Annotated in this window: 16 protein-coding genes; 9 read left to right on the plus strand and 7 right to left on the minus strand. The window is 37.7% G+C overall.

Annotated features, from left to right (window positions below; translation table 11 throughout):
• Positions 1 to 183: 183 nt before the first annotated feature.
• On the minus strand, positions 184 to 801 hold the full coding sequence (locus ACM03V_RS13665; RefSeq protein ID WP_414621334.1) for a peptidoglycan-binding domain-containing protein: 618 nt from the start codon (positions 799 to 801) through the stop codon (positions 184 to 186).
• A 490-nt stretch (positions 802 to 1,291) separates the two neighbouring features.
• On the opposite strand from ACM03V_RS13665, the gene ACM03V_RS13670 reads away from it, so the two are divergent.
• The 4 genes from ACM03V_RS13670 (at position 1,292) to ACM03V_RS13685 (ending at position 5,050) form a co-directional block, all read left to right on the plus strand.
• Positions 1,292 to 1,801: a BON domain-containing protein gene (locus tag ACM03V_RS13670; protein ID WP_414621335.1), complete on the plus strand. Its 510-nt coding sequence runs from the start codon at positions 1,292 to 1,294 to the stop codon at positions 1,799 to 1,801.
• Between the two features lie 114 nt (positions 1,802 to 1,915).
• On the plus strand, positions 1,916 to 2,887 hold the full coding sequence (locus ACM03V_RS13675) for a CHAD domain-containing protein (RefSeq protein ID WP_414621336.1): 972 nt from the start codon (positions 1,916 to 1,918) through the stop codon (positions 2,885 to 2,887).
• A 179-nt stretch (positions 2,888 to 3,066) separates the two neighbouring features.
• The gene (locus ACM03V_RS13680; protein ID WP_414621337.1) at positions 3,067 to 3,453 is read left to right on the plus strand and encodes a hypothetical protein; all 387 of its coding nucleotides are present in this window, start codon (positions 3,067 to 3,069) and stop codon (positions 3,451 to 3,453) included.
• A gap of 571 nt (positions 3,454 to 4,024) precedes the next feature.
• Positions 4,025 to 5,050, plus strand: coding sequence for a sodium:calcium antiporter (locus ACM03V_RS13685; protein WP_414621338.1), 1,026 nt, complete (start codon positions 4,025 to 4,027; stop codon positions 5,048 to 5,050).
• 63 nt (positions 5,051 to 5,113) lie between these two features.
• Here the strand turns inward: ACM03V_RS13685 and ACM03V_RS13690 are convergent, their stop codons facing one another.
• On the minus strand, positions 5,114 to 5,701 hold the full coding sequence (locus ACM03V_RS13690) for a hypothetical protein (protein WP_414621339.1): 588 nt from the start codon (positions 5,699 to 5,701) through the stop codon (positions 5,114 to 5,116).
• A gap of 407 nt (positions 5,702 to 6,108) precedes the next feature.
• Here ACM03V_RS13690 and ACM03V_RS13695 point away from each other — a divergent pair, with 407 nt between their 5' ends.
• Together ACM03V_RS13695 and ACM03V_RS13700 are read left to right on the plus strand one after the other, a co-directional pair.
• Positions 6,109 to 6,579: an MgtC/SapB family protein gene (locus ACM03V_RS13695; protein ID WP_414621340.1), complete on the plus strand. Its 471-nt coding sequence runs from the start codon at positions 6,109 to 6,111 to the stop codon at positions 6,577 to 6,579.
• Positions 6,580 to 6,765: 186 nt separating this feature from the next.
• Positions 6,766 to 6,975: a hypothetical protein gene (locus ACM03V_RS13700; protein ID WP_414621341.1), complete on the plus strand. Its 210-nt coding sequence runs from the start codon at positions 6,766 to 6,768 to the stop codon at positions 6,973 to 6,975.
• Here the strand turns inward: ACM03V_RS13700 and ACM03V_RS13705 are convergent.
• From ACM03V_RS13705 to ACM03V_RS13720, 4 genes are read right to left on the minus strand one after another with little or no spacing between them, the layout of a single operon-like run.
• A complete protein-coding gene (locus ACM03V_RS13705; protein ID WP_414621342.1) occupies positions 6,972 to 7,871 on the minus strand; it encodes a UbiA family prenyltransferase in 900 nt (299 codons plus the stop codon). The genes ACM03V_RS13700 and ACM03V_RS13705 overlap by 4 nt on opposite strands.
• Positions 7,868 to 8,590, minus strand: coding sequence for a hypothetical protein (locus tag ACM03V_RS13710; RefSeq protein ID WP_414621343.1), 723 nt, complete (start codon positions 8,588 to 8,590; stop codon positions 7,868 to 7,870). Before ACM03V_RS13710 ends, ACM03V_RS13705 begins: the two co-directional genes overlap by 4 nt.
• Positions 8,591 to 8,615: 25 nt before the next feature.
• A complete protein-coding gene (locus ACM03V_RS13715) occupies positions 8,616 to 9,638 on the minus strand; it encodes an AI-2E family transporter (RefSeq protein ID WP_414621344.1) in 1,023 nt (340 codons plus the stop codon).
• Between the two features lie 18 nt (positions 9,639 to 9,656).
• Entirely contained in the window at positions 9,657 to 10,172 is a 516-nt protein-coding gene (locus tag ACM03V_RS13720; RefSeq protein ID WP_414621345.1) for a hypothetical protein, read from the minus strand.
• 839 nt (positions 10,173 to 11,011) lie between these two features.
• On the opposite strand from ACM03V_RS13720, the gene ACM03V_RS13725 reads away from it, so the two are divergent.
• From ACM03V_RS13725 to hetR, 3 genes are all read left to right on the plus strand, one after another.
• Positions 11,012 to 11,269, plus strand: coding sequence for a hypothetical protein (locus tag ACM03V_RS13725; protein WP_414621346.1), 258 nt, complete (start codon positions 11,012 to 11,014; stop codon positions 11,267 to 11,269).
• 1,259 nt (positions 11,270 to 12,528) lie between these two features.
• A complete protein-coding gene (locus ACM03V_RS13730; RefSeq protein ID WP_414621347.1) occupies positions 12,529 to 14,391 on the plus strand; it encodes an EamA family transporter in 1,863 nt (620 codons plus the stop codon).
• Positions 14,392 to 14,883: 492 nt separating this feature from the next.
• The gene (gene hetR, locus ACM03V_RS13735; RefSeq protein WP_414621348.1) at positions 14,884 to 15,783 is read left to right on the plus strand and encodes a heterocyst differentiation master regulator HetR; all 900 of its coding nucleotides are present in this window, start codon (positions 14,884 to 14,886) and stop codon (positions 15,781 to 15,783) included.
• A gap of 297 nt (positions 15,784 to 16,080) precedes the next feature.
• Here the strand turns inward: hetR and ACM03V_RS13740 are convergent, their stop codons facing one another.
• Positions 16,081 to 16,767 carry a hypothetical protein gene (locus ACM03V_RS13740; protein ID WP_414621349.1) on the minus strand — a complete coding sequence of 229 codons (687 nt, stop codon included), beginning with the start codon at positions 16,765 to 16,767 and terminating at the stop codon, positions 16,081 to 16,083.
• Positions 16,768 to 16,864: the final 97 nt, after the last annotated feature.

The following is a 16,864-nucleotide window of genomic DNA, read 5'->3' on the forward strand; positions in this document are numbered from 1 at the left end:
CATTCGGTGTGAATGGATATATAATTTCTTTGCCAGAAGTACAACTAGAAATACTAATAGCCCCTAAAGGTAAAATGTAAAAAGCAAGTTTTAATTTATCAAAATTAATCAAAAACACTTTATTCAACTATCTTAAATCATTTGTAGCAAGGACTTGAATCCTTACTACAAACCAAACTATTGCTAATTAATTAATGGGTCTGGGTTTACAGACCTACTAACCACGACACTCCAGGTTCTAGGTCCAACAATTCCATCTACTTTTAAATCTTGGCTTGCTTGAAGTCTTCTTACGGCTTGTTCTGTAGCTTTACCATAGTATCCTGTTACCGGACCATCATAATAATCCCCGGTTGTTAATTGAGCTTGTAAGTCAATTACATCCTGACCGCGATCGCCACGTTCTAATACACCCGGATAAACTCTAACGTTATTATCTTCTTGCAATTCACTAATAGTGCTAGGTCCGGCAATTCCGTCTACTTTCAGGTTTTGTGCAGATTGAAATCTTCTCACTGCTCGTTCGGTTAAACTCCCGTAATATCCAGTCACCGGACCGTTGTAGTAACTTTGATTAGCTAACCTGTTTTGTATTCGTCTTACCGCAGCTCCAGAACTTCCTCTGTCAATTGCTTGTGCAACACCACTAAAGCCGAGAATACCTATAAATAATCCAACTCCTAGCAATCGCAATAAACCTGAACCGGGGAAACTTTTGTGATTGCTTTGTTGCAGTTGGGAATCAACGTTTTTTGAATTGTAAATTAAGTTTTGAGTTTTATTGTGTAGTTGAATTGTCATATTCTTTACTCCTTTCTTTCAAACTCTTTTGCTAATTGAAAGCAATTGTTTTATCTCTGTTGATAGACAAATGGGCATTACTCTTTCTCATTAAAAGCATTTCTGTAAAAAATGTAATGTAATCTAATGTAAAGTAATCTAAATTACTGCCCAATTGTGCTAATTATTATTGTAGTTTTGATAAATTGAATGCTACATCCTTCAGTTGAGAGATTAGGACAAATTTGTTATCTGTCAATAGTTAGATTTATATAATTTAATTTCTTTATTTTTTAATAACTAACAATAAATTATTCTTTTTTCGGCAATTTTGACACTTATAGCTAATTTATGCCTTTAGTTATACAAAAAACTAGCGCCTTTATATCCATCGAACGAAGAATTAGCTATGTTTTATTTTTATATTTGAGTTGTCTAAAGACTTCAACCCTATAAGCCATTAAGTATTAAAGGCTAATCAGAATTGAAGCAATATTGAGGATATTCATCTGTGAGTTTATTAAATTTATTAACTATATTATTTCTGACGGTCACAATTGTAGTTAGTTTCAGCTTACTTCAGCGCAAGTATTCATTCGCGTCAACTATAGCACTCTTAAGTATTGTAATATTTACTTATTCATTTAATAATCTACCGGCATTGGCAACACCCAACCTAGCAGCTTTAGGAGCTAGAGATAGCGCTATCCACGAACCACAGCAATCGATGGAAGAAGACCTAAAGTTAACACCAGGAGGCGGTCATTATAGCGGCATTGAGTATAGTGATAGTGCAAGAAATGCTGAGAATCAACCTCCTGTAAGCGATGAAACTATCTTAGAAAGCATCGAACCTTATACCAATGACAACCTTATTGTCAGCGTTACCAATGGTGCAGTTAAGCTTTCAGGAAGAGTTGAAAATAAAGAAGTCGCTCGTCATGTTGTAGAAGAAATTAAAGAAATTCCAGGCGTTCATGAAATTACTTTCGATATCGGATTAGAAAATAAAGCTTTATAATTATTCGAGTCAAAGCTTATACAATTACAATTACAATTACAATACAGGTTTTCTTCAGTTCTGTTATCTGGAGAAAACTTTGCTTTTTGAATACAACAATCAAATTTTTTACTCATGGCATATCGACTTAAGAACAAAGAATCAATCGGTGCAGAAATCAAACGAATTGCTTGGGAACAAACTGATAAAGCAATCGAACAGTTAACCGAAGAAATTAAAAGCGATAACAATGATTCACCACCGACTGAGGCGGATATAAACGAACGCACTGAAACCATTCACGATGTACGCAAACGAATCAAAAAAATACGGGCAGTTGTAAGATTAGTTAGAGATGAACTAGGAAAAAAAGTCTATAAACGAGAAAACGAATGCTTTCGAGATGCCGGACGTGGTTTGTCTGAAGTGCGAGATGCTCAAGTATTATTGGAAACTTTTAATCAATTAGAAAAACATTTTGCAGATTTTATTAAGCCAGAAGGATTCGTTGATTTAAAACAGATTTTGGTAGAGCATCATCAAAGCACTTGTAAACGAGTTTTAGAGGCAGAGAATACAGCTTTAGAAGTGCTTGCGGATATAAAAAATGCTCAAGAGCGAATTCCTAATTGGTCGCTTGAATCAAGCAATGGTGAATCAGTATTAAATAATGGTTTGCAGCGAGTTTATCAACGCGGTTATCAAGCTTGTCAAAGTATATTAGAAGAAGATCAACCCACAGTAGAACAACTCCATGATTGGCGCAAACGGGTTAAATATCTTTGGTATCACCTGCGAATTTTACGTCCGGTTTGGTCGGATTTAATTAAAGAATGGGCTAGCCAAACTCATAAATTAGCTGAATATTTGGGAGATGACCACGATTTAGCCGTGCTGCATCAGTTTGTTAATAATCAGCAAGAAATGTTGAAAAACAAAGCAGAATTAGAAGTGATTAATTCATTGATAAATCGCCGTCGCAAGCAGTTACAATCAGCCGCTAAATCTTTAGGGAAAAGAATTTATGTTGAATCACCAGAAGTTTTTAGCAATCGCATTCAAGCTTACTGGCAAATATGGCAACAAGAAAGCCAGCAGTCAAATTGAATTCGATGAGCAAGTTACTCCCAACGCGCTTTAAAATTACCTCTCTCTTTATTTCTTTGCTCTGCCTTCTCTGCGCCTCTGCGGTTTTTTTGTAAGTAATCATAAGCGTAGGAAGAGAGTAATACTTACCTCGAAGAATCAAATAACATTCCCTTGTAATTAATCAAAGGAGCAAATATATGTCAGTCAAAGAATTACAAAAAAGCTATATGATGGCACATCTGCTTTCCGCTCTTGATAACGGTAAAGATATAGGTCATTACGGAAGATTAGTATTTGCAATGGTAGCGCGTCACTTTTTGAGCGAATCCGATCTAATTAGTTATCTAAGAAAAGATAAAGATTTCAGCGAAGAAGATGCCCGCTCTATGTATTTACAGGTGCAAGGTAAAGACTATAATCCACCTCAAAGGGAGCGCGTTTTAGAATGGCAGTCTCACCAAGACTTTCCTATTTGTCCCAATCCCGATGACCCGGATTCCTGTAATGTATACAAAGATTTACAATTTCCATCTGAGATATACGAACAGATTTCTGAATATCACGAACAAAAATCAGACAGCTAAATTATGTTCGAGTAGAGAATTTGAGACGTAAGTAGAAATCATTTCAACTTCACTTGATTACTTGTAAAAAAATTAGATAGATATTATAGGGTGCGTTACGATAACTGCGAATACACCCTATAAAACAAATATTGTTTGATTCTAAAACTTTGACAAATCAACAGATAGTTATTATGACTTTAATTTGGGTTTAATTTTGATTTAACTTCAGTTTAAGAAAGTACAAATTATCTCAAACTTATTTCTTAAGTAGTAATATAATTATCCGAAAATACCTCTTAGGCATTAAGTATTTTATTTAATAAGATCCGAAGATATTTGCTATAAGCTAAATACAGTTTAATTATGACTAGAACCATTTGAAAAATCCTTTAACCTTCCGGAAACTTGGTTTGCTTAGATGTGTATTCGTTTCCAGCTACTGGGTTTGATAACTAACTTTATTTATATTTTAATTAATGCGCTTAATGCTGTTCTCCAAAAAAGCTAATAAGTTCAATCAAACATTTCTAAATCTTACTACTGAGACTAGTTTTTTATTATTAGTGAAATGGCGAATAGCTAAAATACTATGGTTGAATCATTAACAATCAATATTGGTTTATTTGCCGTAGCAGCTTTTGTCATTGGTATTGTTGGTACCCGTTTGACAAAGGTGGCAGATAGATTAGCCGATAAAACCGGATGGGGTGAAGCAGTTTTTGGCGCTATATTCTTAGGTGGTAGCACCTCTTTACCAGGGATTGTAGCTTCCGTGACTGCTGCTTGGGGGGGACATCCCGAATTAGCAGTTAGCAACGCCGTGGGAGGAATCGCCGCTCAAACTGTATTTTTATCAATTGCAGATTTATTTTATCGTCAGGCTAATTTAGAACACGCTGCCGCTTCACCTGCAAATCTAATGCAGGGGAGTTTACTAATTACTTTATTATCTCTGCCTTTCTTAGCAATGAGTAGCACTCCCATTGATATTTGGGGAATTCATCCAGCTTCATTCTTGCTTATCGCAGCCTATATTTTTGGAATGCGCTTGGTTTCTCAAGCTAAAACCGCACCAATGTGGGCAGCAAAACGGACTGCTGAGAGTCGCTTTGATGAACCAGAAGAAGAGGGGGCTAATAGTGATTCTGGTAATGGTTTTTTGTGGATGCGTTTTTGTCTGTTCGCTGTACTCTTAGCAACTGCGGGTTATGTTGTCGCAGAATCGGGAGTGGCGATCGCCAGCCGTTCTGGTTTGTCTCAAACTATTGTGGGTAGCCTGTTCACAGCTATTTCAACTTCGTTACCGGAACTAATTACTTCAGTTGCAGCGGTGCGAAGTGGAGCGTTGACGCTGGCAGTTAGCGACATTATTGGTGGTAATACTTTTGATGTTTTGTTTTTAGCTTTTTCAGATTTTGCCTATCGTGATGGTTCAATTTACCACACCATCTCCCAACGTCAGATTTTCATCATCTCTTTGACTATTTTGTTAACTGGTATTCTACTGTTGGGTTTACTGCGACGGGAAAAGCGCGGTATTGGAAACATTGGCTTTGAAAGCTTTCTGATTTTAATTTTCTACCTGGGTGGATTTTGGTTGTTGTTTTCTTCATAAAAAATTACGGAGACGTTGTACTGCAACGTCTCTACACATAATATCCTAACCAGCAGCCTGTTACTATTTACTATACAGTTGCTTTCCGCTTGCTAGTTGAGAGGTAATATCTTCGCGATTGTTGATAAATGTGTACTGTTCGTTAAAGCTACCATTAGGACGGTTGCCAATAATATATTGCCTTACGGGTATATCTGGAGCATTGATAACAATGCGATCGGACACTCGTACTGTTGTCTTTGGTGCATTGGGATTTTCTTCTTCAAGTTGAGAAACCACCCATAGCTCATTATTTACTGCATATACATCTTGAATTTCTAAATTGTAACCAGCAGAGGGAGCTTCAATTTCTGTGGTAATAGTACGTTCTTTCCGCTCTGCTCCAGGTAGATTGACATCGATATAAGGAACTTCAACGGTTTCTTGTTCTTGCACTACAATTACTTTGGGTACAGTAACTGTGCGCTTGGTTACTCCAACCTTCACATCAGGTCCTTCAATATCATATTCTGGTAATCTTCCGGGTTCTATATTGACTTCAGGTAAGCGAGCTGCTTGTTCTTTCTCTACTTGACAGGATGTCAAAGGAACCACAAGCATCATTAACGATAAAGGTAAGACTTTTTGTAAGATTAAACGTTGCGATCGCATTTCTATTTACAACTAAACGACATAATAATATGACCAATGAGAAGAATGCTGGCGAAAGAAGATGCAAAATTAACTAATAAGATATTACAATCTTAATGACACCGTTTTTATTTTTCAGTACAGATAGGTACAACTCTGAAGATAAATATACTTCAACTCAACATTCTTTAACATTCACAATATTTACTAATATTACTTACTTTGGCTCGATTTACATCGTTCTTCAGTTAGAAATTAAATCTAATTTTATTGAAATAATTGATACTAATGGTTACGAGTTACGGATAAAAGCAATTATTGAAATAAGATATGTGTTTAAATTTGAAGGTGTCAAAATAAATATCTATCTTTAGACATAGTAAGTGCGATAGTGTGGCGTGACAATCTATGAATGTAGGTTGGGAAGTATGTTAAGAAAATGTTTAATGGATGGATTTACCTTGGCACAAATATCAACTTTTGCTCCCATCGGCTGGCAGGGACTTACTTTCCGTTTGGGTATTGCCCTCATTATCGGCACTATTATCGGCTTAGAACGAGAAACTAAAAAAAAGCCAGCAGGGCTTAGAACTAATATTTTAGTTTGTTTTGCTTCTGCTTTACTGGTACTCATCCCGATTGAAATCGGCGCAGCACAGCAAAATTTAGATATTTTAGGACGGGTTATTTCCGGAATTATTAGCGGTGTTGGTTTTATCGGTGGAGGAACTATTTTACGTCAATCGGAAGTTAAAAATTTAACTTCTGCTGCTACCATCTGGGTGTCAGCGGCTCTTGGTATTGCTGTTGGCTGTGGTTTATGGCAATTAGGTTTAGCAGGAGCATTAATTACTTGGATAATTTTGCGGGTGTTCCATAGATGGGAAAATTATCTTTAATTTCATCTAACTTTATACAGATTTATCTTTATTCATAAAAGGACAAATTTTATCACGAACTATTAACAAAAATTAAATTCAAAAAACATTAACTATAACTTTGGATAGAACTAATAGATTTCATCAGCGAATAACATGATTATAAGCAGTCTAATAAAAAGTAATTACAAATTAGTAGATAAATTTATGAGTGTTAATTGTCTCGAACAACCCAAATTTCATCAGCAACAAAAAGTTGACTTTATTGGTGGTACGGGTGAAGTTAAAAACCTTGAAAGAGAAGCTGGTATTTGGATTTATACTGTTGAAATGAGTATGGGTTTGGAACCAGATTTTGGGCGAATAGGTGCAGAGACAACTATTGTTTTAGAAGAACAAGATATCTGTACAAATTAAAAGATGATTTTAATAGCCCGGTTTGCTAAAATGGGTACGAATAAACATCCTTCAATCCAAATACTGTAAATTGAACGGGGTGTTTCTGCATTAACCGCCCAGATATAGCTGATATTAACTGCCGTAGCTAAAATCATTTCAGGATGATAAGTTATAGTATTTGTTATCCATGCACCAATTATTATCAGTAACATCAATAAATTCATAGTTATTAAAAATATTTTTGTTCCCTTAATTCCGACCATAATAGGTAATGTCACCACACCTTTTTTTTGGTCAGATTCTATATCCCGAATATCAAAAACATGGGAATTAGAAACAATAAATATAAACATAAACAAAGTTGTTAATATTGCTGCTAGATCAAATTTAGCTCCCGCATAAGCTAAAGGCAAAGCAATCACAGCATAGGTTAAGATGCTACCAACAATCCAGGCTTTTGAACCGGGAATATCTTTCAATCGGTACCATTGCCATTCCGATTTGCTTCTCCAGGGAAATAAAGGTGTTCCGTAGAGTAAAGGAACAATACCCGCACAGCTAACATAACGAACTTTTGAAGGTGCATCGTAAAGTAGTAAAGCAGTAGCAATAATTGCTGATAATAATAAAACAAAGATATAGGGTTTTCGGAAAAATAACTGCGCTTTAGCTTCGGGAATTTTCTGCACGTAGGAGTCGAAAATTCGGTCTAAATTATAAGGAATTAAAGCAGTTACAAAAATGAGAGCGATTGGTTGCCAATTATTTTCTAATTCCAGCACTTTCTGCGAAAAAATTCCTAAAGACGCAATTCCCCCAGCCACCCAAATACTAGGATAAATAAAAAGGTTTAGAAAGTAATTGTATAGCCATTTAGAAACAGCAGTTTTTGATTCAACTTGATTAAATGTCATTTAACTCTTACCGCAATAGTGTAAGAAGCTCTTTGTTTTGCTTCTCGTCTAGTTTTTACCAAGCGAAAATCATTATCTATATATAAATGCTCGAATTGGGGAGTAGCACCCAAAGCCGTTTTATATTTCTTAGCAGTGCTACTATCCAAGTTTTTCAATTCCACAGCTTTTTGAAAACGAGATTGCACTATTTTGGTAAACCAGCTATCTGCTTTGTTTATGGTTAAAGGAAATCGTTGCCATCTTAACGCTTGTTTGATACCAATATTTTCAATCAACCATTCACCTTTTTCTACTTGATACTTCTGCACTATGATTAAATCCAAAGCTAGAAATACCGATGCTAACTTTTGTAGCCAGCCAAGCTTAAGTTTATTTCCTGGTGCATAGCGAGCAATATTGGCATATAAACCACGATCGTGAAAAATTTGATAAGATTGCTCCGATAAGCGTCCTGGTAAAGTATCTTGAAAAGGTATTGTAGACCAAATTGGTTTCCATACACCAAGAATCAGCGGTATTTGCTCTTCTGCTTGGGGATAGGGATTGCGCTGACTTAACTCGTTAAAAATAGGCGCTAAACACTCTTGATAAAAGTCTACTTTTTGCTTGAGTGGTTGACTATCTTTGTCTTGAGTCAGCTGCAATAACTCTTGTTTTAACTCTTCTGTAGTTTTTTGATTTAATTGTTGGGAATTTAAAGGTGTATCGTTAATCATATAAATCTCTAGAAAGTTATTTCTATTAGTCTTCTACCTCACTTAAAACAATCGCAATTGGGCGAGTAGTTTCAAATTCCTCGCAAAGTAAGATAATTGATATTGTCATCGGCACACCTAATATAGCACCAGGAATTCCCCAAACCCATCCCCAAAATATAATAGAAAATAAAGCAACAAAAGGTGATAGTTGTAAACTTTTTCCTTGTACCCGTGGATCTACAAAGTTGCCCATAATAGTTTGGATAACAGCCAACCCAATTAAAGTAGCAATACCTCTACCGGCTCCTTGAAATATAAAAGCAATAACCGTGGGTGGAATGACAGCAATAATCGAACCCAATGTAGGAATAAAATTAAGGATAAATCCGATTAATCCCCAAACCAAGGCTAAATCTACTCCTAAAACAAAACACCAAATACCCGTTAAAAGTCCCGTCAAAAAACTTGTCAAAGTCATCACAATAAGATAACGCCGCAACTTTTCGCTAGTATTTCCCACAGCATGAATAAGGCGATCGCCGATTCGAGGAAAAGCTCTTTGCACCTTCTTGCGGTATTGACTGACTTCTAAAAGCAGCAATACGAGCATCGATACTACCAAAACAAACGAACTAAGTAAGGATATAAACGATTTAATGCCGCCAATTGCTTGCTGCCTCAATTGAGGTAATGAACCATTAGAATCAGAAATAGATTGTGGAATTGGCAAACCACGAGACTTTGCCCACGATTGCGCTGTTTCCACTATTTGTTGCAATTGATTGAGATATTCAGGAATTTTCGGTTCGATAATCTCGGCAGTTATTGATAATATTCCCACCGCCAAGCCTAGTATTGCTAAGAGAAACAATAAAACTAAAATTAGACTTAACCAACGAGGTAAACGCCGTTGGAGCCAATGTTGGAGTGGATGCACTAAAATAACAATAAAAAATGCAAACGCCAGAGGTACAGAAATAGATTGAGTCGCTTTGAGAGCCGATACTATTAAGATTGTGGCAATAATTGCCATTAAAATTTTGGTTGTTTTGTTCGACAATTGCATGATTTAAGATTGCAGCTATTAAGCGCTAACCGGCTCCGTATAACCTTGAATATTCTCCGGCTCGTACTGACGAATTATTCTTGTTGCTTCTCTTACCTGAGCTTCAGTTCCTTTAAACACAATGATATACTTACCAGCATTTAAACGATTGCGATAAGCTAGCGCATCACCGCTACCAACAGTCCAACCGACAGCACCACCAACTAAAACAGCACCCAAGCCTCCAGAAGCCGCTCCTAAAATGCCTCCAATAACATGATTGCCGATCGCACCAGCCCAACTAAAAATTTCGATTCCCGAAAGTATATTAAAAGCGTAGCCAGCCGCAAATCCAAAAGGAATAACCCAGTACAGAAGTTTTTTCGATTGTTTTCCAGCTTGTTTGTTCGGTTGAATGAATCCAAATTCATCAGCACTTTTGTAACCTTGTCCGAGAATGCTGATTTGTTCTTTGGGAAAATTTTCTTTTTCAAGGGCAGTGTAAGCGGCTTCAACTTGAAAACGATCGGATAATACAGCAATTAAATAATTCATAAATTCAATTTACATTTAATAAGTAGATAGCCGTAAACAAATATAGTTGTGTTTTGTCATTGCGACGAGGCATTCGGTTGCAATCCCAGCAATTTCGAGCTTTTAACTGCACGTTATATAGTTAGTTTTATCTGTGCCGATTTATTTAACTTAACTTCATTTTACTGGTTCCAATTAATGAAAATCAATGTAGGGTTGGAGAAATAGCATTATCGCCCCTACAGCTACAAATGATACAGTTACCAAAAATAACGTTAAATTAAGTCTCATTATTTGTTGTTCTAAATTCAATATCGTAATACCAATTAATTAAAAAACACTATCTTCTGTTATGAAGCTAGCGATTGACTGCTTATTCAAACTTAAACGTTAAATTTGATTTATTTATCCCTCAGTTGGGAGAATCTGCATTAAATTAAACTATGTCAAAAGTCTAACCATAGCAGGTTGCATGGGAAATCCGAAAATCCGCAAGTACTGCGAGCCGGAAAGCTCGCTATAGATATCAAAAGAGCAAGATACTTGCACTACAAAATGAAAAATTATAGTTGCTAGGTTCAATTCTCTCAATTAATGATTAGACATCTCCGGAAAACATTTCTATGGTTTCAAATTACACGCAAACCGCGAGCCCCCCTACCCCCCTTCCCTATGAGGGAATGGGGGTTTTTTAAGCCTCTCTCAAGCGTGGGGGAGAGGTTTGGAGAGGGGTATTTTATACTCCCGAAAAGATAGAATTTGCAGAATACAAAAATCAAGAATTAGCAATACAAATTAAATATCCAGAATCCCCTCAAAAATGGCAACTCCGAAAACTAGCTCCCATTCGTGGAGAAATAGTGGAATTTATTGTACCAAATCAAAATGAGCAGTTTCAAGAACGAGTTAAAATAAGTATCCGCGAATATTCTGGGACATTAGCGGAATCGCAACAGGAATTTATTCGAGAAATCAATACAGAATATTCTCCAGCCCAAATTATTAGTGAGAATAAAGTTACTTTGGGATTAAAGACAGGATATGAAATTGTATTTACAAGTGGCGAGAAAGAAAATGAATTAAAGCATCTGCAAAGGTGGATTTTACAAAATGACTAAGTTTATATAGTCAATTATTCGGCAGATGTGGATGATTATGATGAATTTCTTGGTGTTGCCAAGGAAATGATGGATTCTTTTAGGATTGAATCACAAATTTCTTCCCTTCTCCTTAACAAGGAGAGGGGTGCCCGTCAGGGCGGGGTGAGGTTTCGGGGATTGGTTGAAAAATGAGCTTATCTCCTCTTTCCCAACTGAATCACAAAATATCACCTCACCCCCTTCCCTTCTCCTTAACAAGGAGAGGGGTGCCCGTCAGGGCGGGGTGAGGTTTGAGCGACTTGTTAAAAATTACCATACCCCCCATTATTTCCACTCTCTTCCCCAACTGAATGACAAAACATAGCGCTTGCCGATTGAGTTTATCGCAAAAATATCACCTCACCCCCTTCTCCTCTCCTTAACAAGGAGAGGGGTACCCGTCAGGGCGGGGTGAGGGAGAAAGATGATGGTTGTTACCGAGATAAAAGTTGTATGAATAAAAAACCGAGAAATTCTATCAAAGTCAACAGCCTAGCCCCCATCCCCCATCAGGGATTGCAAAACTCTATATCTATCTCGAATAACTTTATTCCCATTGCGGGATGACAAAAACTAATACGTTATTACTTTAATTTATCCTTCAGTAGTTGTCTAAATATATTTATATAATTTCAACACGCTAAGTAGATAGGTGTTTCAGCATTACTATTGTTAGCAATCTATGATTTTAATGCGGATTTTTGATATTCTGAGTGTAAGATATATCATGAATTTCAGTGCGTTTAATTAAGTATTAAGGTAATGTTTAAAGTATGAAATTAAGTCTACCTATTTCCGGCAAAACAGTAACTTTATTGTTCCCAAACATTTCATGCTCGAGTCCGGTAAATTGCATATAATATTTATTTCTCTGTGTTTGTCAAGTCTTCTCTATACGTAAAATAACAATTTTACAAGCTAAGGCGTGATACAAAAAACACATTAAGACTATTTGTATTTTTACTTATCTACTGGTTAATTCTGGTAAAACTAAGAACCTCTCAACTTTACTTAATATTTTAAAATGCTAAAAATAATACCTTCGATAGTAAAAACAAATTTTAGAAATTCATTTATTGATGATATTTTTTTAAAGAGCTTTAATATTACTTTATATTAGTTGATTTAAACGCATAGAGCGATTACTGAGAAAATACGATCGTAACTAGTAACAATCAAGGCCGCCAAGTAAGTCAATAGCAAGCCACATTGGTCAAACAAGGGGCAGAGGATAAGGAATGGGACGATTTGATAACGGACCAGAAAAGTCACGTAGAGCAGGCGAGCCATACGGTTCAGCCGAATCTGCTTTGCGGGCTGTCACTGAGGAATTACAAATTATCCAGCGGAATTTGCTCAAATCCTTGCAGGATGATGTCAAGCGCCTACAAGGTGAAAAAATCCGTTTGGCTGACGATATCAAACGTCTGCAAGAAGAAAGAGAGCATCTGCAAGGAGGAAGACAAATTGACGAGTTACAGGTGTTAATGCGTCAATTAGCCCAAGTTTTGGGAAATCACATTTCGGTGCAGTTACAAGCTTCATTGGAAAAACTGGTCGATCGCCCAACGGGAAACACAACTCTTCAATCCGGAACATACACCACTACTCAAAATCAAGAATCCGAATCTGTCAGTAATGCTTTTAATAATGCTTTTAACACGCTGCAACAAGATTTAGAAAATTATCAAAGTAGTATTTCCCAGCAATTGTCTCGAATATCGTTGCAGCAGGAACAAGGGGAAGCGATTTTACAAGAATTGGTAAATCGTCTCAAACGAGAATTGGAAGCTACCACCACCGAAGATGCTCAAACTAACTTTAAAAACGAACAGTTAGAAGAAGTTGATTATGTAGAAGATTCAAACGTAATTCAAGAAGAACCTTCACAGCAAGAGCAATTCCCCACAAGTTTATTGGATGAGCGGGAAAATATAATTTCTGCTGCTGCGGATACTACAACAGCAACTTCTACCGTTCGAGGAGCTAATGTTTCACTACCCGAAACATCACCTCAAGCTGTGCCAGAAGCCACCACAGAACCCGCCACACCATCACAACCACTATCTAGACAAATAGAAGGGTTTAGGCAGCGCCCAAAGGGATTATTACTGATTGCATTGTCGGCAGTTGCTACATCTATTTACAACGTTGCAATTAAAGCAATATTCAATGGCGTATTCGATCAAGATCAACTAATATCGCCAACTTTAGGAAATTGTCTATTCGTTTTAATGCTGAGAATGCTGGTTGTTGTGCCCATGATGTTAGTTTTAGCACCCATCCTGCACCCTAGAGTTTGGCATGATTTACAAAATTTAATCGATTCAGTTAAAGGAAGTACTAATCCTACAACCGTTACAGCTAGAAGAGTACTGATGCTATCAGTTATCAGTGGATGCTTTTTATTTTTATCTCAAGTAATGCTTTACTTGTCGATCGCCCAAGTTGTCACCGGAATGGCGATCGCCCTTTTGTTCGTGTACCCAATTGTGAGCGGACTATTGTCATGGCTTATGTTTCGCGACATTCCCACTAAATTTCGCGCTTTTGCTTACGCGATGATTGTTTTAGGAATAGTTTTAGTATTGGGTGGAGCCTCAAGCGATACAGGTAACGTTTCATTTGGAAGTATCACAGGAATTTTAGCCGGAATAAGCTTTGCATTTTACGTGATATTGACCCGTATTTGCGCCGCTAGACTGCATCCGGTTTCTTTTACTTTGATTAACTTCGCCACAATGCTATTTTTGTGCTTCATCACCTTATGCTTTATCACCATAGTACTGCCTTTACCGACCGGTTGGAGCTTAGAAATAAATTCAGTGAACTTTTTAGAACTGATTTTAAGCACTTTCATTTTAGGAGTACTAACCCTTTGCGGGTACTTGCTAAATAACTTTGGAATCCGTAAACTCGGAGCTACAAGAGCCGGACTCATCAGTTCCACCGTGCCAGTCTTAACAGTCATTTTCGCCGGAATCATAATTCAAGAATCTTTACCATTCACGCAGGTTATCGGAGTTTTACTAGTTACCTTCGGAGCCGCAGCCTTCAGCATCGAGAAATTGCAGCAGCAGCGGGTGAAGGCTTCTCGTTGATGGGGAAATGGGGAGATGGGGAGACAATATAAAAATTATTAACTCCTAACTCCTGACTCATAACTCCTAACTGATAACTGTTAACTAATTACTGGTATACAGTAAGCCACATCCGCAGTTAAGAGCTGTTAACATACATCTTTGCGGGGATGTAAAAAGGACACGCTTGCTAATTCTGGTTGTGATGGGAGAAATCGCGTGTCAATCGAAACCTTTTTAGATTGGCAGTTTTGAGGTGACAGACTTGAATTGCTTGCCAATATAAGTTGGTGAAAATACGGGCAAAAAGGTGGGGGCAATTTTTATAACAATGTAAGTTTTTGCTTTCTTCTGTAAAAATACGGGTAAATTTTTGTTTATCTTTACCACTAAGACCCTTAGTTATTGCATAATAGATAAATTAAAGTAAACACATAACCTGCGCTCGGGTGTATACTACTTACTTTCCTGTAATTCTTGATTTTGTAAACCTGCTATTCAACAGTTTGTAATATGCATAACGATACTGATCTGATCAAACGTCTCGACCCCAGCGCGATGGATCAGATCATGCTTTATTTGGCTTTCAGTGCCATGCGAACTAGCGGGCACAGGCACGGGGCATTTTTAGATGCTGCCGCGACGGCGGCTAAGTGTGCGATTTATATGACCTATTTGGAGCAGGGACAAAACCTGCGAATGACTGGTCACTTGCATCACTTAGAGCCGAAGCGGGTGAAAGCCATTGTAGAAGAAGTCAGACAAGCGCTGACTGAAGGAAGACTGCTGAAAATGCTTGGTTCTCAGGAGCCGCGTTATTTGATTCAGTTTCCTTATGTATGGATGGAAAAATATCCTTGGCAACCGGGGCGATCGCGCATTCCGGGCACCAGTTTGACATCTGAGGAAAAAAGACAGATTGAACAAAAACTACCGTCCAATTTGCCCGATGCCCAGTTGATTACCTCTTTTGAATTTTTGGAGTTAATTGAATTTCTTCATAAACGTTCTCAAGAAGACTTACCCGAAAGACATCAAATGCCTTTGAGCGAAGCTTTAGCGGAGCATATCAAGCGCCGCTTACTTTACTCAACCACCGTAACTCGGATTGATTCACCTTGGGGAATGCCTTTCTACGCTCTTACTCGTCCATATTATGCGACAGCAAGTGACGAAGAGCGCACCTACATTATGGTGGAAGATACCGCCAGATTTTTCCGCATGATGAGGGAGTGGTCAGAAAGACAGCAGAACACAATGCGAGTTTTGGAAGAAATGGATATTCCACCCGAACGTATAGATGAAGCTTTAGAAGAACTCGATCAAGTCATCCGTGCTTGGGCAGACAAATACCATCAAGTAGGCGGAGCGCCAATGGCTCTCCAGATGGTTTTTGGTAAAAAAGAAGAATAATAAATCAGCAGTCATGAAAACGACTGCCTCTAACTGCCAATTTTTCAATCCTAGCAAAAATACGTTTAAAAATACAATTGAATATTAAATAAACAATCAAGGTTGGGTTTACTCGCGGTGCAAACCCGACCTGTTTTTTGGGAATTGGGCATGGGGGATGGGGCATAGGGAATTGTAGATAGTATAGTTAGGAGTTAGGAGTTAGGAGTTAGGAGTTAGGAAATGATTTTCCCTTGTCCCCTTGTCTCCTTGTCCCCTTGTCTCCTTGTCCCCCCATCACCCCATCACCCCATCACCTTATGGAGCCGGAGGAAGCGGAGTTGTTTCAAAAGTAGGGCTAAATCCATCAGAAGGAGGTAATGGAGGAACTCCGGGTGTTGATAAAGGTACAACATTACTGATTCTGTCACTAGCGCTGATACAACTTTCCATTGCCTGTGTGGGTGAAAAATCGATTTCAGAACGCAAACCTACAACACATTGACCAAACTTAACTGGTAATAAGCTGCGATTGCAGTAACTTAAAATAGCTGGATTAACTGTTTCCTGACTTGTGGTACCGATGCCAACAACACAAGTAGCTAAATCATTTGGACGACGTGCTTGTCCGCAAAAAGCAAGAGAATCAGTGGCGGGGATTTGAGTTCTCCGCTGAATTTGACCTACACATGAAGATACTTCTTCAGGTCGAAGTGCAGCAGCACAAGCATTACTTGCAGCTTCTGCCTGAATACCTACACTTAAAAGACGCGCAGCACATACGCGATACTCATTTTGATTTCTTCTAAAAGGATTCTTTATGGCATTACTAGGTAAAGCCATGCCTAAAATACCAGCCATAGCTAACACTGGTGCCGTTAATTTAGCTGTTGATTTAGCTGTTAATTTTAATAATCTAAAATCGAAGCGCTGCCGAGAAAACATTTTTGTTTCACAATCTACAGAACCGAAACCTTTAACCTTGCCGAAACCTCGAAATAGCATGGAAATTCTCCAAACACCTTTGTGTAATGCTATCTCATTTTCTGGGCATAGGGCATGGGGAATTGGACATTGGATTTTAGATTTTGGATTAGAAACT

It is taken from the genome of Calothrix sp. CCY 0018 (assembly GCF_963920925.1).
In the GTDB taxonomy this organism is placed as follows: domain Bacteria; phylum Cyanobacteriota; class Cyanobacteriia; order Cyanobacteriales; family Nostocaceae; genus Rivularia.